Origin of the sequence: Salinispora vitiensis, from assembly GCF_000378825.1 — a bacterium.
GTDB lineage: Bacteria > Actinomycetota > Actinomycetes > Mycobacteriales > Micromonosporaceae > Micromonospora > Micromonospora vitiensis.
On sequence record NZ_KB900388.1, the window covers coordinates 3,593,367 to 3,616,897 of the forward strand.

The 23,531-nt window shown below is 67.7% G+C and carries 23 protein-coding genes, 1 tRNA gene and 2 pseudogenes; 15 read left to right on the top strand and 11 right to left on the bottom strand.

Features of this window, described 5'->3' with window-relative positions; genetic code table 11:
- Window positions 1–4: 4 nt before the first annotated feature.
- Together SALPAC2_RS0116995 and SALPAC2_RS0117000 are read right to left on the bottom strand one after the other, a co-directional pair.
- A complete protein-coding gene (locus SALPAC2_RS0116995) occupies window positions 5–1,372 on the bottom strand; it encodes a class E sortase (RefSeq protein WP_018217837.1) in 1,368 nt (455 codons plus the stop codon).
- A complete protein-coding gene (locus tag SALPAC2_RS0117000; RefSeq protein WP_026184820.1) occupies window positions 1,369–2,172 on the bottom strand; it encodes a DUF881 domain-containing protein in 804 nt (267 codons plus the stop codon). The genes SALPAC2_RS0116995 and SALPAC2_RS0117000 overlap by 4 nt, the downstream gene beginning before the upstream one ends.
- Window positions 2,173–2,359: 187 nt before the next feature.
- Here SALPAC2_RS0117000 and SALPAC2_RS0117005 point away from each other — a divergent pair, with 187 nt between their 5' ends.
- The 3 genes from SALPAC2_RS0117005 (at window position 2,360) to SALPAC2_RS0117020 (ending at window position 6,509) form a co-directional block, all read left to right on the top strand.
- Window positions 2,360–2,623 (top strand): cell division protein CrgA, encoded by a 264-nt coding sequence (locus SALPAC2_RS0117005; RefSeq protein ID WP_018217839.1) that lies wholly within the window; start codon window positions 2,360–2,362, stop codon window positions 2,621–2,623.
- Window positions 2,624–2,934: 311 nt separating this feature from the next.
- Window positions 2,935–5,130 carry a (Fe-S)-binding protein gene (locus SALPAC2_RS0117015; RefSeq protein WP_018217841.1) on the top strand — a complete coding sequence of 732 codons (2,196 nt, stop codon included), beginning with the start codon at window positions 2,935–2,937 and terminating at the stop codon, window positions 5,128–5,130.
- A gap of 362 nt (window positions 5,131–5,492) precedes the next feature.
- Complete coding sequence (locus SALPAC2_RS0117020; protein ID WP_188115880.1) at window positions 5,493–6,509, top strand: C40 family peptidase; 1,017 nt, start codon at window positions 5,493–5,495, stop codon at window positions 6,507–6,509.
- A 115-nt stretch (window positions 6,510–6,624) separates the two neighbouring features.
- Here the strand turns inward: SALPAC2_RS0117020 and dcd are convergent, their stop codons facing one another.
- Window positions 6,625–7,203 (bottom strand): dCTP deaminase, encoded by a 579-nt coding sequence (dcd, locus tag SALPAC2_RS0117025; RefSeq protein WP_018217843.1) that lies wholly within the window; start codon window positions 7,201–7,203, stop codon window positions 6,625–6,627.
- Between the two features lie 77 nt (window positions 7,204–7,280).
- On the opposite strand from dcd, the gene SALPAC2_RS0117030 reads away from it, so the two are divergent.
- The gene (locus SALPAC2_RS0117030) at window positions 7,281–7,817 is read left to right on the top strand and encodes a pyridoxamine 5'-phosphate oxidase family protein (RefSeq protein WP_018217844.1); all 537 of its coding nucleotides are present in this window, start codon (window positions 7,281–7,283) and stop codon (window positions 7,815–7,817) included.
- Window positions 7,818–7,928: 111 nt separating this feature from the next.
- On the opposite strand, the gene SALPAC2_RS0117035 is transcribed toward SALPAC2_RS0117030, so the two are convergent.
- The gene (locus SALPAC2_RS0117035) at window positions 7,929–8,924 is read right to left on the bottom strand and encodes a zinc metalloprotease (RefSeq protein WP_018217845.1); all 996 of its coding nucleotides are present in this window, start codon (window positions 8,922–8,924) and stop codon (window positions 7,929–7,931) included.
- Window positions 8,925–9,215: 291 nt separating this feature from the next.
- On the opposite strand from SALPAC2_RS0117035, the gene SALPAC2_RS0117040 reads away from it, so the two are divergent.
- Window positions 9,216–9,289: transfer RNA gene (locus SALPAC2_RS0117040), tRNA-Gly, on the top strand.
- A gap of 79 nt (window positions 9,290–9,368) precedes the next feature.
- Here SALPAC2_RS0117040 and SALPAC2_RS28630 read toward each other — a convergent pair.
- Window positions 9,369–9,539: pseudogene (locus SALPAC2_RS28630) on the bottom strand (site-specific integrase); the annotation flags it as partial.
- Window positions 9,540–9,664: 125 nt separating this feature from the next.
- Between SALPAC2_RS28630 and SALPAC2_RS0117045 the strand changes: the two are divergent.
- On the top strand, window positions 9,665–10,807 hold the full coding sequence (locus SALPAC2_RS0117045) for an MrcB family domain-containing protein (protein WP_080636942.1): 1,143 nt from the start codon (window positions 9,665–9,667) through the stop codon (window positions 10,805–10,807).
- 425 nt (window positions 10,808–11,232) lie between these two features.
- On the opposite strand, the pseudogene SALPAC2_RS28365 reads toward SALPAC2_RS0117045, so the two are convergent.
- Window positions 11,233–11,355: pseudogene (locus tag SALPAC2_RS28365) on the bottom strand (IS630 family transposase); the annotation flags it as partial.
- Here SALPAC2_RS28365 and SALPAC2_RS28635 point away from each other — a divergent pair.
- Entirely contained in the window at window positions 11,297–11,902 is a 606-nt protein-coding gene (locus SALPAC2_RS28635; protein ID WP_263404661.1) for a hypothetical protein, read from the top strand. The pseudogene SALPAC2_RS28365 and the gene SALPAC2_RS28635 sit on opposite strands and share 59 nt — an antisense overlap.
- 34 nt (window positions 11,903–11,936) lie before the next feature.
- On the opposite strand, the gene SALPAC2_RS0117060 is transcribed toward SALPAC2_RS28635, so the two are convergent.
- Window positions 11,937–12,260, bottom strand: a complete 324-nt coding sequence (locus SALPAC2_RS0117060; protein ID WP_018217849.1) for a hypothetical protein — start codon at window positions 12,258–12,260, stop codon at window positions 11,937–11,939.
- Window positions 12,261–12,438: 178 nt separating this feature from the next.
- Here SALPAC2_RS0117060 and SALPAC2_RS0117065 point away from each other — a divergent pair, with 178 nt between their 5' ends.
- The gene (locus SALPAC2_RS0117065) at window positions 12,439–12,978 is read left to right on the top strand and encodes an alpha/beta hydrolase (RefSeq protein WP_018217850.1); all 540 of its coding nucleotides are present in this window, start codon (window positions 12,439–12,441) and stop codon (window positions 12,976–12,978) included.
- Between the two features lie 109 nt (window positions 12,979–13,087).
- Here SALPAC2_RS0117065 and SALPAC2_RS0117070 read toward each other — a convergent pair whose 3' ends face one another.
- The gene (locus SALPAC2_RS0117070; RefSeq protein WP_018217851.1) at window positions 13,088–13,477 is read right to left on the bottom strand and encodes a hypothetical protein; all 390 of its coding nucleotides are present in this window, start codon (window positions 13,475–13,477) and stop codon (window positions 13,088–13,090) included.
- Between the two features lie 175 nt (window positions 13,478–13,652).
- Window positions 13,653–14,516, bottom strand: coding sequence for an alpha/beta fold hydrolase (locus SALPAC2_RS0117080; RefSeq protein ID WP_026184823.1), 864 nt, complete (start codon window positions 14,514–14,516; stop codon window positions 13,653–13,655).
- 184 nt (window positions 14,517–14,700) lie between these two features.
- Between SALPAC2_RS0117080 and SALPAC2_RS0117085 the strand changes: the two genes are divergently transcribed.
- Together SALPAC2_RS0117085 and SALPAC2_RS0117090 are read left to right on the top strand one after the other, a co-directional pair.
- Window positions 14,701–15,255 carry a hypothetical protein gene (locus SALPAC2_RS0117085; protein WP_223874084.1) on the top strand — a complete coding sequence of 185 codons (555 nt, stop codon included), beginning with the start codon at window positions 14,701–14,703 and terminating at the stop codon, window positions 15,253–15,255.
- 126 nt (window positions 15,256–15,381) lie between these two features.
- A complete protein-coding gene (locus tag SALPAC2_RS0117090; protein WP_018217855.1) occupies window positions 15,382–15,789 on the top strand; it encodes a VOC family protein in 408 nt (135 codons plus the stop codon).
- Between the two features lie 265 nt (window positions 15,790–16,054).
- Here the strand turns inward: SALPAC2_RS0117090 and SALPAC2_RS0117095 are convergent, their stop codons facing one another.
- Window positions 16,055–17,011 carry a DUF4034 domain-containing protein gene (locus SALPAC2_RS0117095; RefSeq protein ID WP_018217856.1) on the bottom strand — a complete coding sequence of 319 codons (957 nt, stop codon included), beginning with the start codon at window positions 17,009–17,011 and terminating at the stop codon, window positions 16,055–16,057.
- A gap of 208 nt (window positions 17,012–17,219) precedes the next feature.
- Between SALPAC2_RS0117095 and SALPAC2_RS0117105 the strand changes: the two genes are divergently transcribed.
- A complete protein-coding gene (locus SALPAC2_RS0117105) occupies window positions 17,220–17,699 on the top strand; it encodes a GNAT family N-acetyltransferase (RefSeq protein ID WP_018217858.1) in 480 nt (159 codons plus the stop codon).
- 111 nt (window positions 17,700–17,810) lie between these two features.
- Window positions 17,811–18,701, top strand: a complete 891-nt coding sequence (locus tag SALPAC2_RS0117110) for an LLM class flavin-dependent oxidoreductase (protein WP_018217859.1) — start codon at window positions 17,811–17,813, stop codon at window positions 18,699–18,701.
- Between the two features lie 21 nt (window positions 18,702–18,722).
- Here the strand turns inward: SALPAC2_RS0117110 and SALPAC2_RS0117115 are convergent, their stop codons facing one another.
- On the bottom strand, window positions 18,723–19,274 hold the full coding sequence (locus SALPAC2_RS0117115) for a phosphoribosyltransferase family protein (protein WP_026184824.1): 552 nt from the start codon (window positions 19,272–19,274) through the stop codon (window positions 18,723–18,725).
- 174 nt (window positions 19,275–19,448) lie between these two features.
- Between SALPAC2_RS0117115 and SALPAC2_RS0117120 the strand changes: the two genes are divergently transcribed.
- From SALPAC2_RS0117120 to SALPAC2_RS0117130, 3 genes are all read left to right on the top strand, one after another.
- Entirely contained in the window at window positions 19,449–20,096 is a 648-nt protein-coding gene (locus tag SALPAC2_RS0117120; RefSeq protein WP_026184825.1) for a septal ring lytic transglycosylase RlpA family protein, read from the top strand.
- A 148-nt stretch (window positions 20,097–20,244) separates the two neighbouring features.
- The gene (locus tag SALPAC2_RS0117125) at window positions 20,245–21,372 is read left to right on the top strand and encodes a PP2C family protein-serine/threonine phosphatase (RefSeq protein WP_018217863.1); all 1,128 of its coding nucleotides are present in this window, start codon (window positions 20,245–20,247) and stop codon (window positions 21,370–21,372) included.
- Window positions 21,373–21,454: 82 nt separating this feature from the next.
- Window positions 21,455–23,308 (top strand): acyl-CoA dehydrogenase, encoded by a 1,854-nt coding sequence (locus tag SALPAC2_RS0117130; protein ID WP_018217864.1) that lies wholly within the window; start codon window positions 21,455–21,457, stop codon window positions 23,306–23,308.
- The last annotated feature ends 223 nt before the right edge of the window (window positions 23,309–23,531 follow it).

Below are 23,531 nucleotides of genomic sequence, written 5' to 3' on the forward strand. Positions count from 1 at the left end.
CTCCTCAGCCCCCCAGTTCCGCCGGACGACCCGCCGACTTGGCCTGGGTCCGGTCCAGCTTCGCGTGGATGATCAGGCGTTCGTAGTTGTCGAACTTCGGGTGACAGGTGGTCAGGGTGAGCATCGCGTCGGTCGGCTCGGCGCCCGAGTTGCCAGGAACCGGCGCCACCACGGACACCTCGTTCGGTTTGACGATGTGGTTGCGAGTGACGCGGTAGATGTGCCAGTTGTCCCGATCCTCGGCAACGATCACATCGCCGTCGTTCAGCTCGTCAAGTCGCCAGAAGGTGGCCCGGTTCCGGTGCCCGGCGATGGAGAAGTTGCCGAGCTGGCCGGGGAGGGCACTCGTCGGATAGTGGCCCGGGGCGTACCGGAGGTCCTTCTGGGTCACCCCCTCGACGACGATCCAGTTCTTGTCGAGCTGTGGAATGTACAGGCCGGCGATCGGTGTGCCCTGCACTGCCGGCGAGGCGGGGGCGGACGAGGGAGCGGCGGAGGGCGTCACAGTTGGGTCACCGGTTGGCCCCCACGCCTCGGCGAGCTGCTGGCTGAGGTCGTTCTGGTGGGCGTTGACGATCACCGACTTCCCCCAGATCTCGTACCCGGCGAAGAGGAGCACCACGATGCCGAAGGTGATGAGTACCTCTCCGGCGGCGCGGACGCCGATGCGGAAGCGGGACCGCAACGTCGGCCGGGTCAGTTCCGAGTAGACGCTCTTGTAACCGTCGCCGGACTGCTCTGGGCGTAGCTTGACCACCCGCTCGCCCCGGCGTGGCTGGGCCGGCTCCCCACCGGCGGGTTCGGTGGTGGCGTCCGCGTCGCGGGGGGGCTGGGGCACGGCGCCCATCAGGGCGGTGGAGTCGAGCGGCGGAGGGGTGGGGCTGGCTACTCGCGGGATGAGTGCGGTGGCCGCCGGATCGGCGGCGGAGCCAGTGCCGCTGGGGGCATCAGGGGTCGGGCCTGCCTTCGGGGCGGTGCCCGCGTTCAGGCCGGTATCGGCCTTCGGGGTGGTGTCGGCGTTCGGGGTCGCGGTCCGCGGCGGTGTGGTGGGGATGAAGGCGGTGGGGGCGTCAGCCGTCGATGGGGTGCGCTCCCACGCTGATCGGCGCGGCTGGACCGGGCTCGGTGCTGGGGATGGGGTGGGTGGCCCCGACGAGTGGGGTAGGGGTTCGGGCCGAAGTTCCCGGTGGGCTGCGGTCGGCTGGTCGATCGGCCGCTCGGCCGCTCGGGCCGTCGGCGGCGGTGCTGCCGGCGGGGGTAACGGCTGCTCCGCATCGTGCCGGGGCTGCTGCCAGGGACGCTCCAGCCGCGGCAGGAACGCCGTCTCATCGTTGTCCCGATCGGGTTGCCAGCTCTCCGGTTCCCTGGTCATTCGGGCACCGTCGCCCAATGGAGGGCGGCTGAGTCAGCAAACGCCGGCACCTTCACGGTGGAGTCAGTCTCCTTATAGCCGAGCTTGTAGGTATTCGCCAGGTCTCTGAACAACCGGACTCCCTCGGATTCGGAGAGGGCCTGCTGGAGAGCAGCGGGGTCACCGATCGCTACGATCTTGAATGGAGGGGAGTACGACCGGCGATGGAGTCGCAGGGTGTTACCGACGCAGAGTACCGCGCTGGTGGCGAGTACGCGGACATCCATGATTGACATCGCCTCCGCGCCGCCGGCCCAGAGGGCGTTCACCACGGCCTGCACGTCACCCTGGTGCACCACGAGGTCGTCGTTGGTGACGCCCGTGGGCAGGCTGCCGTCGCTGCGGCGTGGCGCGTCGTCGAGCTCTACGGTCACCCCGAGGCCGGTGAGGGCGGTGAAGCCGGCCGGCTCTTGGCTGGCCGCCGCCCGCTCCAGCTGCTGCTGGATCGTCCTGTCGGAACCGGCGAGTGCGTTGGTGCGGTCCTCGACCTTCGCGCGCAGCTCCGCCGCCCGCTGCTCGCTGGCCGCCACCTCCGCGCGGCGGTCCTGGATGAGCTGGTTGAGCTGGGGGCGCCGGTCCTCGCGCAGGGTGGTGCCCCCGGCGGTGGTAGCGGTGGTGGTGAAGAGCAGCCCGGCCGCAGCGGCGATCAACGGTACGCCGACCGGCCAGCCGAGCCGGCGCTGCCGGGGGCGCCGGAGGAGGGCGACGACGACCCGCCGGAGCACCTTCCGCCAAGAGGCCGCGCCGGATGTGTATTCCACGGGTTCCCTCCCCTTGTCGCCTGCCAGCCCGCTCCAACAACCCCTCGGGGGTGTTGGAGAAGACCCTTTCGTGGCCTGAACGGGTCTTCCGGACTACGCTAGCTGTCGAACATTATTGGCCATGGACCGTCGCCCTCGCGCCCGGTTGTCAGGCCGGACGAGGTCGTCACCCCCTCTGGAGAGCGTCGTGCCCAAGTCTCAGGTCCGTAAGAAGAAGGTGTACACCCCGCCGACGGATGTGCGTCCGACGGCGACGGCGGCGACGCGTAAGCCTAGCCCGGTCTGGTTGCCGGTCACGGCGGTCGCGCTCATCGTCGCCGGCATCGGCTGGCTGGTGGTCTACTACCTTTCCGAGCAGGCGTACCCGGTCATGTCGTGGGGTTACTGGAACCTCGCGGTGGGCTTCGGCGCAATGGTCGGCTCCCTGATCCTGCTCTCGCGCTGGCGTTGACCACGCGTTGACCCGCGCGCCGGCCGGAGCCGGCGCGCCCGCGCCTGGCCCGCTCGGTCGGCTCGGCCCCAACCGGCGCTGCCGGACGCGGCACCCTAGGGTGTGGCGCAGGGACCACATCGTTCGGAATGCGATATGCATCACGTTACCGATGGGTAACCTGCGCGTAGGCTGCACTGCACGACCGGGTGAGGCAAGGTCAACGATCGGTCCGGGGCCGAGTGCGCGGCAGGAGTTTCGCCGACGGCGTCCTGGCCGGGTACCGATCGCCGAGCCGCTCGAGGCAGTAGTAGACCGGGAGGGCCGACTCGATGGGCAGCGTCCAGATCGCCACCACGATCGTCGCGGTCGCCATCACCGCGGTGGCGGTGTGGCTCGCCGTACGGGCAGTCAGGAAGATGGTTGCGGTGATCCGGCTGGGCCAGCCGGATCCGGTCCGCTTCACCGACTGGGCCACGCGGACGCGGACAATGCTGGCGGAGACCGCGGGGCACACCCGGATGCTTCGCTGGAGCCTGGTGGGAGCCGCGCACTGGTTCGTGATGGTCGGGTTCATCGTGCTGTCGCTGCTGGTGCTGGAGGCGTACTTCGAGGTCGTCTCCCCCACCGGCGGCCTCCCACTGGTCGGAAACTGGGCGGTCTACGGTCTCGTCACGGAATGGCTGGGTATCTTCGGGATCGCCAGCATCCTGGTGTTGATCGCGATCCGACTGCGCAACCGGCCGACCCGGCCTGGTGGAAAGTCCCGGTTCACGGGCTCAACCATGTGGCAGGGCTACTTCGTCGAGGCCGTCATCCTCGGCGTCCTGGTGATGGGTTTCCTCATCCGGGGCTTCAAGGTCGCTACTGATCACTTCGAGTACCCGGTCTGGGCGGCGCCGCTCAGCCATGCGGTCGGCGGCCTGCTACCGAACTGGGAGGCCGGGGTCAGCGTCGCCGCCGTCATCAAGATCGCGATCTCGATGACCTGGCTGATCGTGATTTCGCTGAACGTGACCATGGGGGTCGCCTGGCACCGCTTCCTGGCCTTCCCCAACATCTTCTTCAAGCGCAACCCAGGTCGGCCGGGGTCCGGGCTCGGTGCGCTGCGGCCGATGACCAGCAACGGCGAGCTCCTCGACTTCGAGGAGGCGGACCCGGAGAAGGACCAGTTCGGGGTCGCCCAGGTCGAGCAGTTCACCTGGAAGGGGCTGCTGGACTTCAGTACCTGCACCGAGTGCGGCCGCTGCCAGTCCCAGTGCCCGGCGTGGAACACCGGTAAGCCGCTGTCGCCGAAGCTGTTGGTGCTCAGCCTCCGCGATCACGCCTACGCGAAGGCCCCGTACCTGCTGGCCGGCGGCGGCAAGGATCTGACCGGTGCGGAGAAGGCCACCGACGGGCAGCTCGCCCACGTTGACGCGCTGGCGCTCGCCGAGGCGGAGAAGCCGCTGATCGGCGGGGCCGAGGAGTCCGGTGTCATAGATCCGGACGTGCTCTGGTCCTGCACCACCTGCGGGGCCTGCGTCGAGCAGTGCCCGGTCGACATCGAGCATGTCGACCACATCGTCGACATGCGCCGCTACCAGATGCTCATCGAGTCCAGCTTCCCCTCGGAGGCCGGGGTGATGTTGCGCAACCTGGAGAACAAGGGCAACCCGTGGGGCGCCCCGCAGAACACCCGGGAGGACTGGACCAAGGGTCTCGACTTCGAGGTACCCCGGGTCGGCGAGGTTGAGGACTTCGAGTACCTGTTCTGGGTTGGCTGCGCCGGCGCCTTCGAGGACCGGGCCAAGAAGACCACCCGGGCGGTCGCCACGCTGCTGCACGAGGCCGGCGTCTCCTTCGCCATCCTGGGCGAGGGGGAGACCTGTTCCGGCGACCCGGCCCGCCGGATCGGTAACGAGTTCGTCTTCCAGATGCTGGCCCAGCAGAACGTCGAGACTCTGAACGAGGCATTCGACGGCCGGGAGCAGAGCCGGCGCAAGATCGTCGCTACCTGTCCGCACTGCTTCAACACCCTGGGCAACGAGTACGGACAGCTCGGTGGTGAGTTCGAGGTGGTGCACCACACCCAGCTGCTGGCCCACCTGGTGGCAACCGGCGCGCTGACTCCGGTGCAGCCGATCGATGGCGGCGTCACCTACCACGACCCCTGCTACCTGGGCCGGCACAATCGGGTCTTCGCTCCGCCGCGTGCGGTGCTCGGAACGGCGGTCCAGGGCGAGCTCACCGAGATGCCGCGGAACAGTGAGCGCTCCTTCTGCTGCGGTGCCGGCGGCGCCCGCATGTGGATGGAGGAGAAGATCGGTAAGCGGATCAACGTGGATCGGGTCGAGGAGGCCATGTCGACCGGCGCAGCGACGGTTGCGGTCGGCTGCCCGTTCTGCTCGACGATGCTCAACGACGGCGTGAACGGCAAGGGCGCTGGCGAGCAGGTCGAGGTGGTGGACGTGGCGAGCGTTCTGCTCCGGTCGGTGCGCCCGGAGCAGCCGCCGGTTGACCAGAAGAGTGCACAGGTCGCGGGCTGATCTAGCCATTACGGGCTCTACCAGGTGCCGGCCCGGCACCTGGTAGAGCCCTTTCCGGACCGGGACGACGGCGGCACCCAATCGGGGTGCCGCCGTCGGTCGCTTCGTGTCAGCCTGGCTAGATCGATACTACTCACAGTAATTGTATTGGATATAAATATATTGGCGGTGCGCGTCATTTGGAGTCGGGTCAGCACTATTTGTGGGCGAGTGACTACGCAGAAGTAAAACCGTTGGCTTGCCTTGATTCCGTGCCAGGCCCTACCTATTGTTGTGCGTGCGCTGCGGTGGATCGTCTGCCTCGTACCCCCCCCTTGTCCCGAGGCGCCCCGTGGTCTGGGTTGCAAAAGGAGTCGGTGCTGGTGGCAACCACGCCCCCTCATCGCCAGGACTGGGCACGGCCACGCCGTTCGGGAGGATTGCGTCGGGCCGTTCACGGTCTTCTCGCCGCGGTCGCCGCGGTCGCGGTTAGTCTCGGTGTGCTGGCGGTCCCCGCGTACGCCGAGCCGTCCGTGGAGGAGATCGAGGCCGCGATTGACGAGCAGTGGCGCGAGATGGAGCCCACGATCGCGCAGTACAACAAGGTTCGGGCGGAGCTGAAGGTCAACCGCGAGAAGTCGGCGGAGCTCGCGGAGAAGCTCGCTCCGCTCCAGCGGCAGAGCGAGGCCGCGATGAAGCGGATCGGCGGGCTGGCCTCGCAGTACTACATCAGTGGGCCGTCGCGGGAACTCGGCGCGCTACTGGTGAGCGATGACCCGAATGAGGTCAGCGAAGAGTTGGCCTTACTGAATCGGGTTGCCCTTATGGAGAACCGGCAGCTCGAGGAAGTGCTGACAATCCGCAAAGAGTACGAGGGTCAGAAGAGCTCGCTCGATGAACTGATTGCGAAGCAGGATCAGCAGGAGAGCGAGCTGGCGGCGAGAAAGAAGCAGATCGACGCCGAGATCACGCGACTCAAGGACTCACTCCCAGTGACCACGGTGTCGACCCCGCAATGCCCCACCATCAACGGTGTGGTCAGCGAAGCTGCCCGGACGGCCATCCGGACCGCCTGCGCTCAGGTGGGTGACCCGTACGTCTGGGGTGCCAACGGTCCCGACTCGTTCGACTGCTCCGGGCTGACGCAGTACGCGTACAAGGCGGCCGGTGTCTACCTGACGCACTACACCGGTGCCCAGTGGAACGAGGGCCAGGCGATCTCGCAATCCGAGGCGCGCCCCGGTGACCTTGTCTTCTTCTCCAGCCCCAGCAACCTGCACCATGTCGGCCTGTATCTGGGCAACGGCCAGATGGTGCACGCGCCCCGGGCCGGCAAGCCGGTCATGGTCGCCAGCATCTACGACATGCCGTCGATCGCCGGTTTCCGCCGACCGGGCTAAGCCGACGACTGGACCGAGGCCCCGGACGAGCTGTCTCGTACGGGGCCTCGTCGTGTGCGGCTGTCGGTCCCGGCGGCTGAGCCCGCCCCGTGGCCAACCGCTGGGTCGCCCGGCGTCAGCGCGTCGGCCAGGTACGCCAACTCTGCCAGGAACGGCTGGGCGTCGGGCCCCGCTGCCCCTGGTAACGGGAACCGTAGACGGCCGATCCGTACGGGTGCTCGGCCGGTGAGCAGAGGCGGAAGATGCAGAGCTGACCGATCTTCATGCCGGGCCAGAGCATGATCGGCAGGTTCGCCACGTTGGAGAGTTCCAGCGTCACGTGGCCGGAGAAGCCCGGGTCGATGAAGCCGGCGGTCGAGTGGGTGAGCAGCCCGAGCCGGCCGAGCGAGCTCTTGCCCTCCAGCCGGCCGGCGAGCTGGTCCCCGAGCGAGATGACCTCGAGGGTGGAGGCGAGCACGAACTCGCCGGGGTGCAGCACGAACGGCTCGCCGTCGGGCACCTCGACGGGTGAGGTCAGGTCGTCCTGCTGCTGGGACGGGTCGATGTGCGTGTACAGGTGGTTGTTGAACACCCGGAAGAGCTTGTCCAGCCGTACGTCGATGCTGGATGGCTGGACCAGCGCGGGATCGAACGGCTCCAGCGCCAGCGTGCCGGCCTTGATCTCGGCGGCCAGGTCACGATCGGAGAGAAGCATCGGACCACCATAGCGAGTGGGACGACACGCGCCCATTTCGCCTGGGCATTCGAACGCACGTTCGATAGAGTGCGGGTATGGCTTCCTGGTCCGAGTTCGCCGCCGACGTACCCCGCCTCGCCGACGGGGTCCGCCGGCTTCTCCAGCAGTACGGGCCGGGCCTGGGCTACCTGGCCACGGTCCGCGCCGATGGCGGTCCTCGCGTGCATCCGGTCTCCCCGGTGCTCGCCGAAGAGGGCCTCTTCTGTTTCGTGATCGACTCGCCCAAGCGGCGTGACCTGGAGCGCGACGGGCGTTACGCGCTGCACTCTTTCCCCGCAGAGGAGAGCGACGACGAGGCCTACCTCGCGGGTCGGGCTCAGCTGGTGACGGATCCGGCCCGGGTGACCCGCTTGGCCCGCCGGCACTGCGCGATCTACGACATCGACTGGCGGCTCTTCGAGTTCAGCATTGATGTGGCGATGATCGCCCAGCACGACATCGCCGGTGTGGCGAGACCGGCGGTTCAGCTGTGGCTGGAGCCGGCTGGTCAGGCCGCGTCGGTTCACCCCGGCCAGCCTCGGCGCGCCGGCTCGCCGGCCCCCACCGTCGATCAGGGCAGCGCGGCGGCCTGAGCCCCGGCCTTGCGAGCCTGAGCCCCGGCCCGGCAAGTGCCGCTGCCGGGCAGGCGCCGCTGCCGGCTCCAAACCTTTGGGAGCCGGCAGCGGGCCGTACCGGTCGAGGGGCTATGCCCGATACGCATTCCAGGCGGTCAGCATGCGGCTGGCCTGGCCCGGAGTGAACTCGTACATGCAGGAGTCGTACGTGTAGTCCATGAAGTTGTGGATCGGGTCCACGCCCGCCGAGGAACAGGTGTCCCGTCCGGTGGGGCACTGGTAGGCCGGGGAGGCCTCGGCCGGGGTGTCGCTGACCCCGTCCCCGGAGCCACTACAGCCACCTTGGAAGGTGTGGTAGAGGTTCAGCCAGTGGCCAACCTCGTGGGTGCCGGTGTCGCCGAGGTTGTAGTTGGTGGCGGTGCCACCCGGCAGCGACTCGTTCAGCACGACGACGCCGTCCATCTTGTTTATCGACCGCTTCGGAAAGGTCGCCCAGCCGAGCAGGCCGCTCGAAAGATCACCGAGGTAGAGGTTGAGGGTTTCCGGGCCACCGGTGCGCAGCGACCTCTTCATCGACCGTTCCGACGATGAGCCGTAGTTGATCGGGTACCAGCTCGGGTTCGTGACCCGGTTGATCGACTGGAGCGTGAAGCCGAAGGCTGTCGGTGCGCCACCGGTCGCTCCGGCGAACGACTCGTTCAGCACGTCGATCTGGGAATGGATCATGGAGTCGGGGATGTTGCCGCCGGCCCGGGTGCTGTTCTCCTGGATGACGTGCACCACCACCGGGATGGCGATCGACGCGGGAGCCACGGGTGCGAACGCGGCGGCGCCCTCGCGCCGTACCTGCATCTCCATCAGTTCGGCGAGCTCGCTCTCCCGCGCTGCCACCTCGGCTTCGGTCAGGTGGTTCGGGTCGTGATCGGTGATGCTGCCCGGCCGGGCCTTGGCGTTGGCGTGGACCGGCTCGCACTCCTCGCTCGCGGCGTGTTCCGCGGCGTGGTTCGCGAGCGGCGCCGCGTGCGCCGGGACGTACCCGGCCGTGACGGCGCCGAGGAGCAGCGCGAGCGACGTTGACGCGATGCCGGCGCTTCGACGGGACAGTAGGTTGGGACGGAGGCCCATGGGCCACCTCCTTCTGGCAGCACAGCGGGGGGAGTGTGCGTGCCATGGCAGGAAACGTGGGGCAGACCTTACAAGACATTGATGAGTTTGAAAATGCTGCACCGGCTCCGAAGGGCCTGACCGGCGGTTTGCTCCCTCCCCGGGCCGGACTCGTCCGGATGGCCGCTGTGCTGGCGTCGACGTTCGCGGCTGTGGGTTCAGCCCGCTCCGGTACTGTCGCTCGCCGGCTGCTCGGGTCGGCGGGTGCCGGGATGTGCGCCGCGTGCTGCTTGAGGTAGAGTGTTCCCGCCCGCGGGTGTAGTTCAATGGCAGAACATCAGCTTCCCAAGCTGACAGTGCGGGTTCGATTCCCGTCACCCGCTCCACGCACGGAAGCCCTGGTCAGGACAGACGTCCCGCCAGGGCTTCCGTCGTTCTAGGTGGCTGAAACAGGCGCTCGTGCCATTAGCGTGCCTCGGTGGCCGGTCCGCCGCCCTCAGTAGCCCGATTGACCCGGCGCTTGCTCGGCTTGCGCCGGGCTGCCTTGACGGCCTGGTCGATCGCGTCGGCGATGCCCTGGTCGGCCTCCCGGTTGGCGTGCTGGTAGATCAGCGCGGCACGCGGGCTGTCGTGCCCATCCGCACCCTAACCGAGACCGCGACCGACGCCGCATCGGTCAGCGAGCCCGCCCCAGCCCGCGCCGAACGGGGACAGGCTGCGGCGGGCGGCGCTGTCGTAGCCCCTATCTAGAATCCGCCTCTATGGATCTGGGGGAAGCGCTAGCCGGGGTGCGCCTGAAGGCCTACGCCCATACGAACGGCAGGGAGCAGCCTGCGCAGCAACACCTGGAAGCTGTCCGGGGCGAGTTGTCGAAGCTTGTGCCACTGGGCATGTCAGTCCGCGTGAGTGGTTCGGGTCAAAGCTTACCCCTGGTCCCATGGATTGCGGTGCTGGACAAGGACGTGACCACGACGGCGCAGGAAGGGCTCTACGTCGTCTACCTCTACCGGCGAGACCTCTCCTGCGTGTACCTGAGCATGAATCAGGGCGCCACGCAACACAAACGAAACGCGGTCGAAGCAGGGCTCAAGGGCACTGCTGCGGAGAAGGCGGCCCTTGCAGAACTCGACGCCGAGAGTAAATTGCTGCGTAAGCACCTCGGCGAGGAGACCATGGCGGGCCTCATCGATGAAATTGACCTGGACGCGCCCAAGCACTTCCTACCTCGTGGGTACGAAGAAGGCAACATCGCTGCACTGACTTACGATCCGGCGCAGCTGCCGAACGAAGAGATGCTTCGAGCCGATCTAGATCGTTTCTATGCACTGTATGCAATGTGTGTTGACATCAAGCGTGAGATTCTTGCCACCGAACCCGGCGTTATCAACACAACCCCGAATTCTGAGAAGACTAAGCGAAAGTTCCGCCCAAGGCCGCCGGCGTTCCGGCCAAAGAATCCAAGCGATTACCGGGCGCACGTCAAGAAGCACTTTCAAGACCGTAAGCCGCGGCACGAAGCCTTAGTGAACGCCTTCGCAGCACAAGCCAAAGGCGCCGGCATGACGGTAGCCAACAACACCCACCCGTGTGACCTCACCGTTGACGGGAAGGTTCTGCACTGGCTCGTTGAGGTCAAGGTGGTTGGCCCGAACGCGGAGACGGTGGTACGGGAGGCCATCGGACAACTCTTTTCCTATCGGCACTTTTGTTACCGAGATATTGAGCGGCCTGACCCGAACTTGGTGGCGCTGTTCTCTGGTCCGATCGGTGACGCCTTCGTGGACCTTCTCGTCTCACTCGGTATCGAGACCATCTGGCGGGCAGGCGGCGATTGGTGTGGTCGTGCACCGACGGGCGTCCCCAGCCTTCTTGCCGCTGTCACGCCCGCGGCTTCCAGCGTATGAGCGGAACGTTGTGTGCCCTCGGCGTAAGGCCGGGGTCGCCGCGATCGGCTACGCCAACAGCCCGCGGAAGGTCGGGCTTTGTCTCCGGTGTCCCCGCTGTCCCCAAGCGGGATTAAGCTGCGAAAACGGCGGGGGCAGTACAGTAGCAAGTGTCCCCCACGGCCCAGCAGTGATCAAGCGGGCTCACCCAAGATCCGGGCCATTAGCGGGCCATTACGGCGGGCTACCCGAGGTCACTCCAGGCCACTCGATCGCTCGCCGAGCTGCCGGGCAGGCTGATCGCCAGCGGCCCTTGTACGGTTCCCAAGCTGACAGTGCGGGTTCGATTCCCGTCACCCGCTCTAAGGGTTTCGCATTTCAGGGCATGCTTTGGCGTCTTCGTCGATCGGTTCCTATCGATATATTGGCCTCGTTTGCTGGGGAACCGAGGCGTTGGGGTAGGCGTCGAGCAGTTGCTGCAGGAAGTAGCTGAACACCGCGGAGACGTTCTTGACGCTGACGTGGTCGTGCGTGGCGCCGTTGAGCAGGTTGACCGCGCCGTGCACGGTGCACGTCGCCGGGCAGGCGGGCGGCCAGCCGGCCGAACCATCCGGAGAGCCATGCAGCGGCCTGCGGATCGAGGTGTCCGCTGATCCTCATCCGGGCGATCAGGGCGTCCGGCTCGAGGTTGTCTTCGTCGACCGGTACGCCGGCCAACTCGGGCGTCTCCTCCCGGCGCATCGTGTGCAGCCGTGCCAGGTCGCGGCCGACCGCACGGTAGATGTCCGCCACTCGGGCCGGGGCGAGCGCGAGCTGTTCCAGGTCCACCCCCGGGGCCCGGCGGAGCACCATGTACGGCACGTCGACGAGCGACCGCTGTCGTCGTACGTGACCAGTTCCGGTGTCCGTACGCCGCGGTTCCGGGCAGCGGGGATGACTGCGGCTTCTTTGCGCAGGTCCGCGCCGAAGGCCGCCGTCCGCGGGATGCGCAGCACGAGGTCGTCACCGAGCGAGTACGCGTGGTTGGCGACGCCGGACGACATCGGAAGCACCCGGGCGAGCGTGACGCCGTGTCGTTCCGCAATGGCCGCAAGCGTGCCGGCGCTGATGGGTTAATCTGTCACAGGGCCGGATTGTGACACAACGCCCATCAGGCGCGGACCTTCGCGCGCCTCAGTGCACCAGCTCTGATGCCGGCATGGATCAGCGGTTCGAGTGCCGCCGCCACCTCGGCGAGCCGGTGCTCGGGCACGACACGGCGCAGGGCGCCGGCCGGCATCGTGGCGAGCGCGGCCCGGGCGACCGGCGAGGTCAGCAGGAGTCCGCCACCCGCGTATCCCACCGGCTCGGCCACCCGGCCGAGCGCCCAGGCGGTCGCCCAGAGCTCGGCCAGGGGAACCTCCGTACGCGGTAGCCCGCTTGACCCGTCATCATGAAACTGATCATCCCGCCGCTCGCTCGTCCTGATCATCATCCGTGACCAGAAAAGGATCAACCAAGGGCCACGGTCATGATCAGCCGGAATCGATCCACATCGACTCCCAGGTTAAAGATATACTTTCCGATCTCGATCCAGCGTGGTGAACCCCACCCGGTTCACGACGCGACGATGCGGTATGCCTGATGGCGGATCAAGCCGTACAGTCATCCGAATGATCGCTGGAGTCATCGTCCCGGGGAGCGGTTACGGCCCCCAAGCCCCGTTGCTCCACCTCGCCGGCGAAGCGCTCGCCGACCTCGAGGCCGCAAAAGAGACCATCACGTGGACAGTGCCAAAGGGACTGCTGGACATCGGCCCCGAGCCTTTCGTCAGGGCACACGTCGCTGCGGCACTGCACCGGCTCACCAATGCGGCACCAGACGTGCAGCCCGTGATCATCGCCAAGTCGCTCGGGACGTACGCCGCCGGGCTGGCGGCGGAGCGGCAACTACCGGCTATCTGGCTGACGCCGCTCCTGAACGACAACGCAGTGGCCGAGGCGATCACCCTTAACCCAGCGCCGGCCCTGCTCGTCGGGGGGACACACGATCGAACCTGGGTTCCTGACGCTGCAGGACGGACAGGCAAGAAGGTCCTGACCATCGAAGGCGCCAACCATGCCCTGCGGCCGCATGGACCACTGAGTGCCTACACCGATGCACTGGCCACTGTTGGCATGGAAATGGAAAAGTTCTTGTCGCAATTGGTCTGACCGCACCAGGCCGACGATCCGGCGCACTCGCTACCAGGGCGGCTCACAACCGGTGGTGCAGGCTGAGCCCGTCGGAGATGCGCTGGTCACGCTCCGGTGGCGTGGGCTGTCAGAATTCCCGCCACTCCGGCCACTGAGGCCGGTTAGCTGAGGTCAGCGCCTCGAGCATGACGTGCTCTACCTCGGCTGGGGTTAGCTGGGGACGCTTCTGCGGAATCTTGCTTCCCGCGCGGGCTGCGTACCACATCCGGCCGTCCTCTTCGGTCAGCATGATGTCGGTCGGGGCCCGTCCTTCGCCGACCACGCAAACCGACCCCCAGGATCGATGGATAATCACCGTTTGGTCACGCTCCTGATGGAGTTCGCGCAGCCACCGTACGACCGTATCCCGGTCATCGAGGCCCACGGTGTCGCCGGTTGTCACCTTCCGGAACAACCCTTGCCGCCTGGTCGTCAGACGCTCGGCGACATCCCTCGGTACGGCATTGTCCTCGCCCATGTGCGTTCCTCACGTTTGCTTGCTGCGGAGCGAGTCTCCTGGTCGCGGTGGTCATGGCGCAAGTCGGCGGCGTGCCCGATCCGCGCCTGTTCCAGCGGTTACCCTCCGGTCGACAGTGGTGCATGAACAGCCTCAACCTGACGGACTGTCCCGCCCGACCGGTGGTCGGCGACGACTAGGCGCCGGCCCTGGTCAACAGGGTGCTGAGGATCGGCTCGGCATGGGTCCACAGCACCGCTCCGCCGATCGCCGGTACGAGGTGATGCTGTGCGCCGGGTATCCGGGTGGCGAGCAGTGATCCGTTGTCTGGCGAGTGGCTCTGGTCCAGTTCGCCGTACCAGACGTCGACCGGCACGGAGATTTTGCCGAGGTCGATGGGCCAGGGGCTCATTGCCAGCACCGTGTCCCGCGCGTACCCAGCTGCCCCCTGCGCGAACGCCTCGTTCAGGGCGCGACGATAGGCGGCCGCGAACCCGGGCTCGCGGTACACCGCGAGGTCACACTCCGGGCTGCCGCTCAGTACGAAGTCAAGCAGCGAGTCGGCGCTGTATCCGGCGAAGAAGCGCTCTGCTTCAGCTGGGTCCCGTACCGTCCAGTCGACGAGCTTGCGTAGCTCGGCCGGCAGTGCGGAGGCGAACTCCGGGGCGGCCACCTCGTCTGCGCCGGAGACGATGGTGAGGGCAGCGGTGACACCACCCGCCGCGCAGGCCAGCGCGAACGGCGCTCCCTGCGAGTTGCCGACCATCGCCGGTCGACCCAATCCACGCATGGCGGTGAGCTGTCGGAGGTCGGCGACGAAGTCGGCGAACGTTCGACCGGGCAGCGGCGTCGAGGCGCCGAGCCCCGGACGATCCACCGAAACGAGCCGTACGCCGAGCCGGTCGATGACTTCGGCGCCGAACCCGAGCCAACGGCTGGTGGCGGCACCAGGAGAGAACAGCACGGGTGTCCCGTCCGGCGGTCCCCACTCTGCCCAACCCAGCAGCCGTTCATCAGCGAGCTGGACTTCACCAACGCGGTCAGGAGCCGTGACGTACATGGGGTAATCAAATCAAGTGGGATCGGCCGTCTTGCCGACGGCCCGCCCCCAGGCATCCCGCTTGGTTTGGATGTCGGTCTGAGGGTGATGAACACTGTGCCGTGGGTGGGGCATCCGATCAAGGGCTGCGCTGGAGTACGGCTGAGCCAGCAGCTTCTTGCTACTTGGTTGGACAATGAGCGGCATGGCGGAGATGGACCCGCGTGAGCTCAGATGGTGGGGTCGGTTGCTTCTGCTGGGCTTCCCGTGGTTCGCCTTTGTCGTCGAGTTCGTCCTCCTGTTTCTTACGTATCTGGTGCTGGCCCCGATCGCTCCGAGCATGCTGGGTGAGGTGGCTGCCAGCCCTGCGCGGTTCGCTGCCTGGGTCGCGCTGGTGAAGGTCCCGATGACCCTTGCCCACATGCTGGCTGTTTCGTGGCGCTCTTGGGTGCTTTTGGTGACCAAGGGGGAGATTCTCGATCATCCGGCACGGAAGGGGTGGCGCCGTGGCCTAGTCATCGTGCGCGACTCGGGGGTAAGCGCCATGGGGTTTGTGCTGGCCGCGCTGATCGTCTTCGGCCACGTGGCCGATCCGGGCGATGCGTGGGTTTGGCAGCTTGTGGTCGTGACCGCTGCGGGACCGCTCCTGCTGTCGGCAATCGGAAAGGGAATTTCCTGGCTGCTGAGGTGGTGGTGGCGACGGAGGCACAGCTATCAAGCACGGCATCTCCGATCCGATGAGGATGCGATCAGTAGTTGACCCGCGATTTGCGGGCTCAGCTCAAGTTGGCTTCGGAGGGTAATGGGTCGGCATTCGGCACCGGTCCGACGCGGCCGAGAAACTGATCCCGCCGTTACTGTCATACCAGCGAGTCAGCATGGATCCATGCGTGGGCGGATCATCGACGACAGTGACACCCCGAGAGCAGAGCGGCGGGACTACTGGGGCGTGGTGCTGGACGCACCGGACGCGGCGATACTCGCCCGGTTCTACACCGAGCTGCTTGGTTGGCAGGTCTACCAGGAGGAGCCGAATTTCGTCAGCATCGCTGCGCCGGATGGTGTGGCCTATCTGGCGGTGCAGACCGCAGCTGGCTACCAGCGCCCCACCTGGCCGACCACCTCGGGTGCTCCGCAGATGATGATGCACCTGGACTTTGAGGTGTCAGATCTGGGCGCGGCGGTGGCACACGCGGTGGAGCTGGGTGCGACGGTCGCCGACCACCAACCACAGCAGCGGGTACGGGTGCTGTTCGACCCTGCTGGGCACCCCTTCTGCCTTTACCTGGGGTGACTATGAACGTTCACCGCCTACACCCGCCCTGAGGAACTGGGGCGACCGTTTCCCCGGTGGAGCGTCCGCAAGCTCGCCGACCACCCGCGTGTTCACTGAGCATGCCGGGTCCGGATGGGGCGCGAACGGCTGCAGCCGGGTGTTCGCCTTCGACGTGTTTGGGCCCCTGGTGATCCGCCCACAGGTCGGAACCGGATGGAACCCCGCGAGCCACCCCCAGCCGCCCTCAAATCAATCCGCAGACTGGCCCCGACTGCCCCGGCTGTTAGCTCCGGTTCGCGGTGACATACTCGAGGGAGTTGGTGAAGATCTCGACCGGGTCGCCGGCAATGCCCCACGGCCAGGGGGTGACCACATTCTCCAACAGGGCGAACGCGTGCGCAGCCGCGTCGAACTCGTCGGCCAGTTCGAAGGCCAACGCGAACACGGCTACCCGAGGTGCCCAGCCGGGGCCAGCCGGGATGTAATCCGGATGGAAGATTGAGTTTTCCGCCGCGGTGAGGAGTTCGGCGCAGACCTCCTCCGACCTGATGTGCTCGTTGCCCGCTTCCCGGTCCGAGTTGCCCCACTTCTCAATGTGGGCGACGGCCACCAGTTCATGCAGGAGGCTGTTCGGCCCGGCGTTTGCTGCGGCGCCGCGGGCGAAGTCGAACATCTCCTCGTCGCTACCAGCCCATTTGGCGCACAGGTACTGCAACCGCTGTTCGTGCGCGACCAAATGGCCCGGGTGTAGGCGAGTCACCGCCTCGAAGCGTTGCTGGGCTTCCCCCGGCTCCAGCTCCAGCCCTCGGGAACTGGTAACCAGCCAGGTCCATGCGGTTACATTGTCCGGGTCGAGAGTGAGCACTCTCCGTAGTAACTCCTCGGCGTAGTGTAGCCGCTTGTGGAACTCCCGGAACTGGGCAGCGGCGGTGTATTTCGCTCGCTTATCACCCCGCGCCTCCCACGCCCAGTACACCGCGTGGCAGCCCGCGACCAAGACGGGCAAAGGCGACTCGGGCTCGGCGTCGACCCATTCGCCGATCGAGCCCTGGATCCCGTCGACGTCTGCGACTGCCTCCATCAGGAAGGCCATTTCATCCGGGTCGGCCGCCATGTTGAACAGCTCCCGGGCGAACTTCCACTTGCGCCGCTGTAGCGCCCGGATTAGGGCTTTCCGGTGCGGGTCGCCGTAGGTCGGGTCCAGACTCGGTGTCTTCAGTCGTTTCCTGAACGGCCACATGCCACCAACCCCCACCCGGTACGCCGTACTGGCCGCCGAATCCTAGATGATCGACTTCTGGTACGACAGCGGCACCGGGGGGGCCACCGCCGATGGCAGGGCCACCTCGGCGGTGATGTTCGGCCTTTACCTGGGCCGTCTAGTGGGCGGGGCGTCCCAAGCGGACTGTTGTGGCTGGCCCGGGTTGTGCCCCGAGTAGCCTTCGACCATGGGTCAGGTCGTGAAACTGCGGGACATGCGCCAGGACGAGTACGACGTCTACTCGGATCAGCAGCTCCGGGAATATGTGGAGTCTCAGACCGGGTTGGTCTCGACCGAAGCCGCCCGGCGGAAGGCAGCTCGGGATCGGGAGCAGTTCCTGCCCCACGGGCTGGCCACCGAGCGCCACCGGCTGTTGGTGGCGGAGAACAGCAGCGGGGAGGCGGTCGGAGTCCTCTGGCTCGGCTTGGACGACCCGCGCAGCAAGTCGGCGGAGATGGCCTGGATCTTCGACATCAGGGTTGATCCCGCCCACCGACGGCTGGGCTACGGCGCTGCCATCCTGTCGGCGGCCGAGGAGCTGGCCCGGGAGGCGGGGGCGCTGCGCCTGGGGCTCAACGTCTTCGGTCACAACAAGCCGGCGATCGCCCTGTACGAGCAGAGCGGGTACGAGATGACCACTCAGCAGATGGCGAAGCCGCTGCGCTGACGGGCGGCGCCTCGCTGCGTACGGGGATCAGCAGTTGGGTGAGTCCGCTCGCGTACCAGCCGAGCCTTCTCCCTGGCCACCGGGGTGCTGTCAGGGGAAGGGGATAGGCTGGTGATCATGCGGATCGGCATTGTGATCCTTCCAGACCAGCGCTGGGCGGAGTCGGAGCGGCGTTGGCGGCAGGCGGACGAGTGGGGCTTCGACCACGCCTGGACCTATGACCACCTGGGCTGGCGGGATCTGGTGGACGGGCCCTGGTTCGACTCGATGACCACCCTGACCGCCGCCGCGGCCACGACCCGGCAGATCCGGCTGGGCACCCTGGTCGCGTCGCCGAACTTCCGGCACCCGGCCGCCTTCGCTCGCCAGGTCACCGCCCTCGACGATGTGTCCGGCGGTCGGGCCCTGCTCGGTCTGGGCGCGGGCGGCATCGGGTTCGACGCCGCGGTGTTCGGCGGCGAGACCCTTCCGCCGCGGCAGCGGGTGGACCGGTTCAGCGAGTTCGTCGAGCTGCTCGACCTGGTGTTGCGCGAGGATGGGACGACGTGGCGGGGTGACTGGTTCACCGCGGTGGACGCGCGGAACAACCCGGGCTGCGTCCAGACGCCCCGGGTGCCGTTCGTTGTCGCCGCCAACGGACCTCGTTCGATGCGGCTCGCGGTCCGGTACGGCCAAGGCTGGGTCACCACCGGGCCCACCACCGACGACCTGGAGGCGTGGTGGGACGGGGTGGCGGAGTTGGCCGCTCGGCTGGACAAGTCGCTGGCCTCGGTCGGCCGCGAGCCAGGTTCCCTCGACCGGCACCTGTTGGTGGATTCCGCGCCGGTCTTCTCGCTCCGTAGCGCGGAATTCTTCGCCGAGCAGGTGGAGCGGGCCGCGGCACTCGGTTTCACGGATGTGATCACCCACTGGCCCCGGTCCAGTAGCTGGTACGCGGGGGAGGAGGCGGTCCTGGAGGAGGTCGCCTCCCAGCTGCCGGAGCTGCGCCGGCTGACCGGCTGACCGAGCTGCCTCGACTGCGGCTCAGGGGGTGAGGTCGGCGCCGGTGAGCAGGCTCTGGATCCGGAGCTCCGCAGCGACCTCCGGGGAACAGTCGGCCACCACCGTGGCGGTGCCGATCGGGGTGGCGCCCCGGGCCGCGCAGATGTCGTAGAGGGCGCGCACCTGGGCTCCGGTGGAGACCCAGTCGTCCACCACCAGCACCCGGTCCCCGGCGTCGAGGTTCTGGTCTCGTACGGCGAGGTCGAGTCGCCGCCCGCGATAGTCCGGCGGCCCCTGTGCCCAGGTGAGCGTGCCCGGGGGGAGGCGACCATCACCGGGCTTGTGGGCTGCGACGAAGCCAATGCCGAGCGCCGTCGCGGCGAGTGGTCCGAGTAGGTAGCCAGTGACCGCCGGGGAGATCACTACCGTCGGTTGGGACTGCTGGAAGGGTTTGACCAGGGCGGGGCCGAGGCGGGCCAGCACCATCGGGTCCCGCCACCAGCCGGAGATGTCACTGACCAGATGGGTGGCACCCGGTCCCGGGTCGATCCAACGGATCAGCTCGGCGAGACGTCCACTCAGCTCGGGGCGCATGCCGCCATTCTGGTCCACCGCCGGCGATCGGCTGGGCGGACCACCGCCGATCGGATGATCGGCTATTCGTTTCGCCATAAATCAGGCAATACCTCCATGATCACGTTGACTTCGGATGTGCTTCGCTCGTTACGGTCCGACCCGTTTTCTTCAGTTGGCGAAAGGATCGGGCTGGTGGCCGGCAGGCATGCGCGTACCCGAAGGGTCTCCCCGACCGGCGTCGCGGCAACCGCGGCGGTCGGTGTCGTGCTCGCGATCGGTGGGACCGTGGGTACCGTCCGGCTGACCTCTGCCGACGAGTCCGACCGGTCCGTCGCGGTCGCGCCGACCACGATTGACTCTCCGTCCGCCACACCCGCCCCGCTCTCCGCTTCACCGAGCGCCTCGGCGAGTGTTCCGCCGAGCGCCAGCGCCCCGGCTACTCCAGCCGCGAGCCCCACGCCCGCCCGGAAGAGCGAGGCGCCGTCCCGGAGCAAGGCGAGATCCAGCCCGCCGCAGCCGACGGCGACCACGTCAACCAGCACCGACCCGACCGTGGTGGAGAGCGGGTCCTGCGGCGCCTCCTACTACTCCGAGGGGCAGCTGACGGCGAGCGGGGAAGTCTTTGACCCCTCGGCGATGACCGCCGCCCACAAGACCCTGCCGTTCGACACGATGGTGCGGGTCACCAACCCGGTTACCAGTACGTCGGTGACCGTGCGGATCAATGACCGGGGCCCGTTCGTCACGGGGCGCTGCATCGACCTGTCCCAGGCGGCCTTCGCGGTGATCGCCCCACTGGACGCCGGGCACGTCGAGGTCCGGTACGAGGTGTTGGGCTGAGCCCGCCGTCGACCGCGAACGGCTTCCCGCCGCCGACCGCGAACGGTTTCCCGCCGCCGACCGCGAACGGCTTCCCGGGGTGACCCGGCCAGTCAGAACCGCCTCGGATGTCAGGTCAGGTTCATTCAACGGTCGCGCTCCATCAGGCATGCTGTCCCTCGTACGTACACAGCTTTCCCAGCTGGGCCGCGGCCCCCTGGGCCCCGGATCCCGCGCCGGCCTCGGCGCGGCCCTTGCCCTGCTCGTAGTCGTCTCGGCGCTGGAGAGCACCGACGGCAGCGGGGCCAACTACATCGCCCTGTTGGCCGCTGCCCCGTTCCTGGCCGCCGTCCTGGCCTCCTGGCAGGTGGTACTGGGGGTGGGGGTCGTGGCCGTCTTCCTCGGCGTTGGCTTCGCGTTGGCCGAGGGGGTCCGGTCCCTGCCGGCTGCGGTCGCGGTGGCTGGCATCGCCCTGGGCACCGCGTTGGCGGCCACCATGGCGTCGGTCCGGCAGCGGCAGACCGAGCGGATCGAGGAGTTGTCGAGGCTCGCCACGGTTGCCCAGCAGGCGGTGCTCCGTCCGCTCGGTCCACAGGTGGGCCCCTTGGCCGTCGCCGCCCGGTACATCTCCTCCACGGCCACCGCGGAGATCGGCGGCGACCTGTACGAGGCCCTGGACACGCCGTACGGCGTACGCATGATCATTGGGGATGTTCGGGGTAAGGGCCTGGACGCGGTCCGGTTGGCCAGCATCGTGCTGGGCTCCTACCGGCATGTGGCGTACGAGCGGGCGGATTTGCGGGCGGTCGTGGCGGACCTGGACCGGGCGGTGGCCCGCAGCGGGGGGGACGAGGACTTCGTGACCGCGGCTCTGGTCGAGGAGCGGGGTGGCACCCTGACCATTGTGAACTGCGGACATCCGGCGCCGTTGTTGTTGCGTCGGGGGGCGGTGATTACGTTGGAGCCGCCGGCGCCGGCGCCGCCGTTGGGGTTCATGCCGGCGGTGCGGGCCCGGGTGGAGCGGTTGGAGCCGGGCGACCGGCTGCTGTTGTTCACCGACGGGCTCGGCGAGGCCCGGCGGGACGGTGAGTTCTTTCCGACCGCCGATCGGGCCTGGCGGTTGCTTGGGCATGGCACTGTGGCCGACGGGTTGGCCTCTCTGGAGGCAGCGCTGGTCGAGTGGGTGTATGACCGGCTCGACGACGACATCGCGCTGGTCCTGATGGAGTACACCGGTACCCGGCCCGGGGGTTCGGCCGCCGTGCCGAGTTGGGAGGTTGGCGCGGCGGAGGGGTGAGGGGCTTGTCGTTGCCTACCCGCGAGTAATACAGTCAGGGTTACTGATCGGTAACACGCGTCCGGAAGCGGGGCCAGCAATCATGACCCACTACAAGAGCAACCTTCGGGACCTTGAGTTCAACCTGTTCGAGGTTTTCGGGGCAGACCGGGCGTTCAGCCAGGCTCCCTACACGGAGCTGGATGTCGACACCGCCCGGAGCTTCCTCGTCGAGGTCGACCGGCTAGCCCGGGAAGACCTGGCAGCCAGCTACACGGACAGCGACCGCAACCCGCCGGTCTTCGATCCGGCGACGCACACCGCGCCGCTGTCGGAGTCGTTCAAGAAGTCGTACCGCCGGTTCATCGACGCCGAGTTCTGGCGGCTGGACCTGCCCGAGGAGCTCGGCGGTAGCAACGCACCCCGCGCCCTCTGGTGGTCGCTGGCCGAGCTGGTACTGGGCTCCAACGCCGCGGTCTGGATGTACGCCTCCGGCCCCTCGTTCGCGCACGTCCTGCACGTTGAGGGCACCGAGCAGCAGCGGAAGTGGTCCAAGCTCTTCATCGACCAGGGCTGGGGCTCCACGATGGTGTTGACCGAGGCGGACGCCGGCTCGGATGTCGGCGCCGGCCGCGCCCGGGCCATCCCGCAGCCGGACGGCTCGTGGCACATCGAGGGCGTCAAGCGCTTCATCACCTCCGGCGAGCACGACCTCAGCGACAACATCGTCCACTATGTGCTGGCCCGGCCGGTCGGGGTCGAGGGCGTGGGTGGCCCGGGCACCAAGGGCCTCTCCCTCTTCGTGGTGCCGAAGTACCACTTCAACGAGGAGACCGGCGAGCTGGGCGAGCGCAACGGCGTCTTCGCCACCAACGTCGAGCACAAGATGGGTCTGAAGGTCTCGAACACCTGCGAGCTGACCTTCGGCGAGCACGGCGTGCCGGCCCAGGGCTGGCTGCTGGGTGAGAAGCACGACGGTATCCGGCAGATGTTCATGATCATCGAGTACGCCCGGATGATGGTCGGTACGAAGGCGATCGCCACCCTCTCCACCGGCTACCTGAACGCACTCGAGTACGCCAAAAACCGGGTGCAGGGCGCCGATCTGACCCAGATGACCGACAAGAGCGCCCCCCGGGTCACGATCACAAACCACCCGGACGTACGCCGTTCGCTGCTGCTCCAGAAGTCGTACGCCGAGGGGCTGCGGGCCCTGGTCTGCTACACGGCCGGCTGGCAGGACAAGGTCGCCATCGCCGAGGCGGCCGGCGACGAGAAGACCGTCAAGCTCGCCAAGCGGGTCAACGACCTGCTGCTGCCGCTGGTCAAGGGGGTCGGCTCGGAGCGGGCGTACGAGTTGCTCGGCCACGAGTCCCTCCAGACCTTCGGTGGCTCCGGCTTCCTCCAGGACTACCCGCTGGAGCAGTACGTCCGGGACGCCAAGATCGACACTCTGTACGAGGGCACCACGGCGATCCAGAGCCTCGACCTGATCTTCCGCAAGGTCGTCCGGGACAACGGCAAGGCCCTGATGGCGGTCGCCGGCGAGATCCAGGAGTTCATCGCCGCCGAAGGCGGCAACGGGCAGCTCAAGGAGGAGCGGCAGGCGCTCGGCCGCGCCCTCGGTGAGATCCAGAGCATCCTCGGCACGCTGACCGGCTGGCTGGGTGAGGCGCAAGGCGGCGAGACCCGGGCGCTCTACAAGGTCGGCCTGGGCAGCCGCCGGTTCCTGCTCGCCATCGGTGACGTGGTGGTGGGCTGGTTGCTCCAGCGGCAGGCCGACGTGGCGCTGACGGCGCTCGCCGGTGACCCCGGCACCGACCGGGATTTCTACACCGGCAAGGTGGCCGCCGCCCGGTTCTTCGCCCGTGAGGTGCTACCGCGCATCGGTGCCGATCGGCGCATCATCGAGAACGTTGACCTGAGCGTCATGGACCTCCCGGAGGAGGCGTTCTGATCCGTTTCGACGGGTAGGGCCTGATCCGGGGCAGACCCGGCAGCAGCGACGGCCGGCGGGGTGACCCGCCGGCCGTCGCGTTGGCTCCGACGCTCGCGCCGCACCGCAACCCCGCCCGGGATGGGGTTTACGGGCCCGGGGGGCGGGGTTGCCGGCCCGGACGGGGTTGCGGTGCGGCGGCGGCGGGTAACCGGCATCAGGTCAGGCAGAGAACGCCCAGAGC

What these genes read in the sequence shown, in the direction of transcription:
- SALPAC2_RS0116995 (WP_018217837.1), bottom strand. Translation starts at nt 1,372, where the DNA reads ATGACCAGGGAACCGGAGAGCTGGCAACCCGATCGGGACAACGATGAG.
- SALPAC2_RS0117015 (WP_018217841.1), top strand. Translation starts at nt 2,935, where the DNA reads ATGGGCAGCGTCCAGATCGCCACCACGATCGTCGCGGTCGCCATCACC.
- dcd (WP_018217843.1), bottom strand. Translation starts at nt 7,203, where the DNA reads ATGCTTCTCTCCGATCGTGACCTGGCCGCCGAGATCAAGGCCGGCACG.
- SALPAC2_RS0117030 (WP_018217844.1), top strand. Translation starts at nt 7,281, where the DNA reads ATGGCTTCCTGGTCCGAGTTCGCCGCCGACGTACCCCGCCTCGCCGAC.
- SALPAC2_RS0117035 (WP_018217845.1), bottom strand. Translation starts at nt 8,924, where the DNA reads ATGGGCCTCCGTCCCAACCTACTGTCCCGTCGAAGCGCCGGCATCGCG.
- SALPAC2_RS0117045 (WP_080636942.1), top strand. Translation starts at nt 9,665, where the DNA reads ATGGATCTGGGGGAAGCGCTAGCCGGGGTGCGCCTGAAGGCCTACGCC.
- SALPAC2_RS0117060 (WP_018217849.1), bottom strand. Translation starts at nt 12,260, where the DNA reads ATGATGATCAGGACGAGCGAGCGGCGGGATGATCAGTTTCATGATGAC.
- SALPAC2_RS0117065 (WP_018217850.1), top strand. Translation starts at nt 12,439, where the DNA reads ATGATCGCTGGAGTCATCGTCCCGGGGAGCGGTTACGGCCCCCAAGCC.
- SALPAC2_RS0117070 (WP_018217851.1), bottom strand. Translation starts at nt 13,477, where the DNA reads ATGGGCGAGGACAATGCCGTACCGAGGGATGTCGCCGAGCGTCTGACG.
- SALPAC2_RS0117080 (WP_026184823.1), bottom strand. Translation starts at nt 14,516, where the DNA reads ATGTACGTCACGGCTCCTGACCGCGTTGGTGAAGTCCAGCTCGCTGAT.
- SALPAC2_RS0117085 (WP_223874084.1), top strand. Translation starts at nt 14,701, where the DNA reads ATGGCGGAGATGGACCCGCGTGAGCTCAGATGGTGGGGTCGGTTGCTT.
- SALPAC2_RS0117090 (WP_018217855.1), top strand. Translation starts at nt 15,382, where the DNA reads ATGCGTGGGCGGATCATCGACGACAGTGACACCCCGAGAGCAGAGCGG.
- SALPAC2_RS0117095 (WP_018217856.1), bottom strand. Translation starts at nt 17,011, where the DNA reads ATGTGGCCGTTCAGGAAACGACTGAAGACACCGAGTCTGGACCCGACC.
- SALPAC2_RS0117105 (WP_018217858.1), top strand. Translation starts at nt 17,220, where the DNA reads ATGGGTCAGGTCGTGAAACTGCGGGACATGCGCCAGGACGAGTACGAC.
- SALPAC2_RS0117115 (WP_026184824.1), bottom strand. Translation starts at nt 19,274, where the DNA reads ATGCGCCCCGAGCTGAGTGGACGTCTCGCCGAGCTGATCCGTTGGATC.
- SALPAC2_RS0117125 (WP_018217863.1), top strand. Translation starts at nt 20,245, where the DNA reads ATGCTGTCCCTCGTACGTACACAGCTTTCCCAGCTGGGCCGCGGCCCC.
- SALPAC2_RS0117130 (WP_018217864.1), top strand. Translation starts at nt 21,455, where the DNA reads ATGACCCACTACAAGAGCAACCTTCGGGACCTTGAGTTCAACCTGTTC.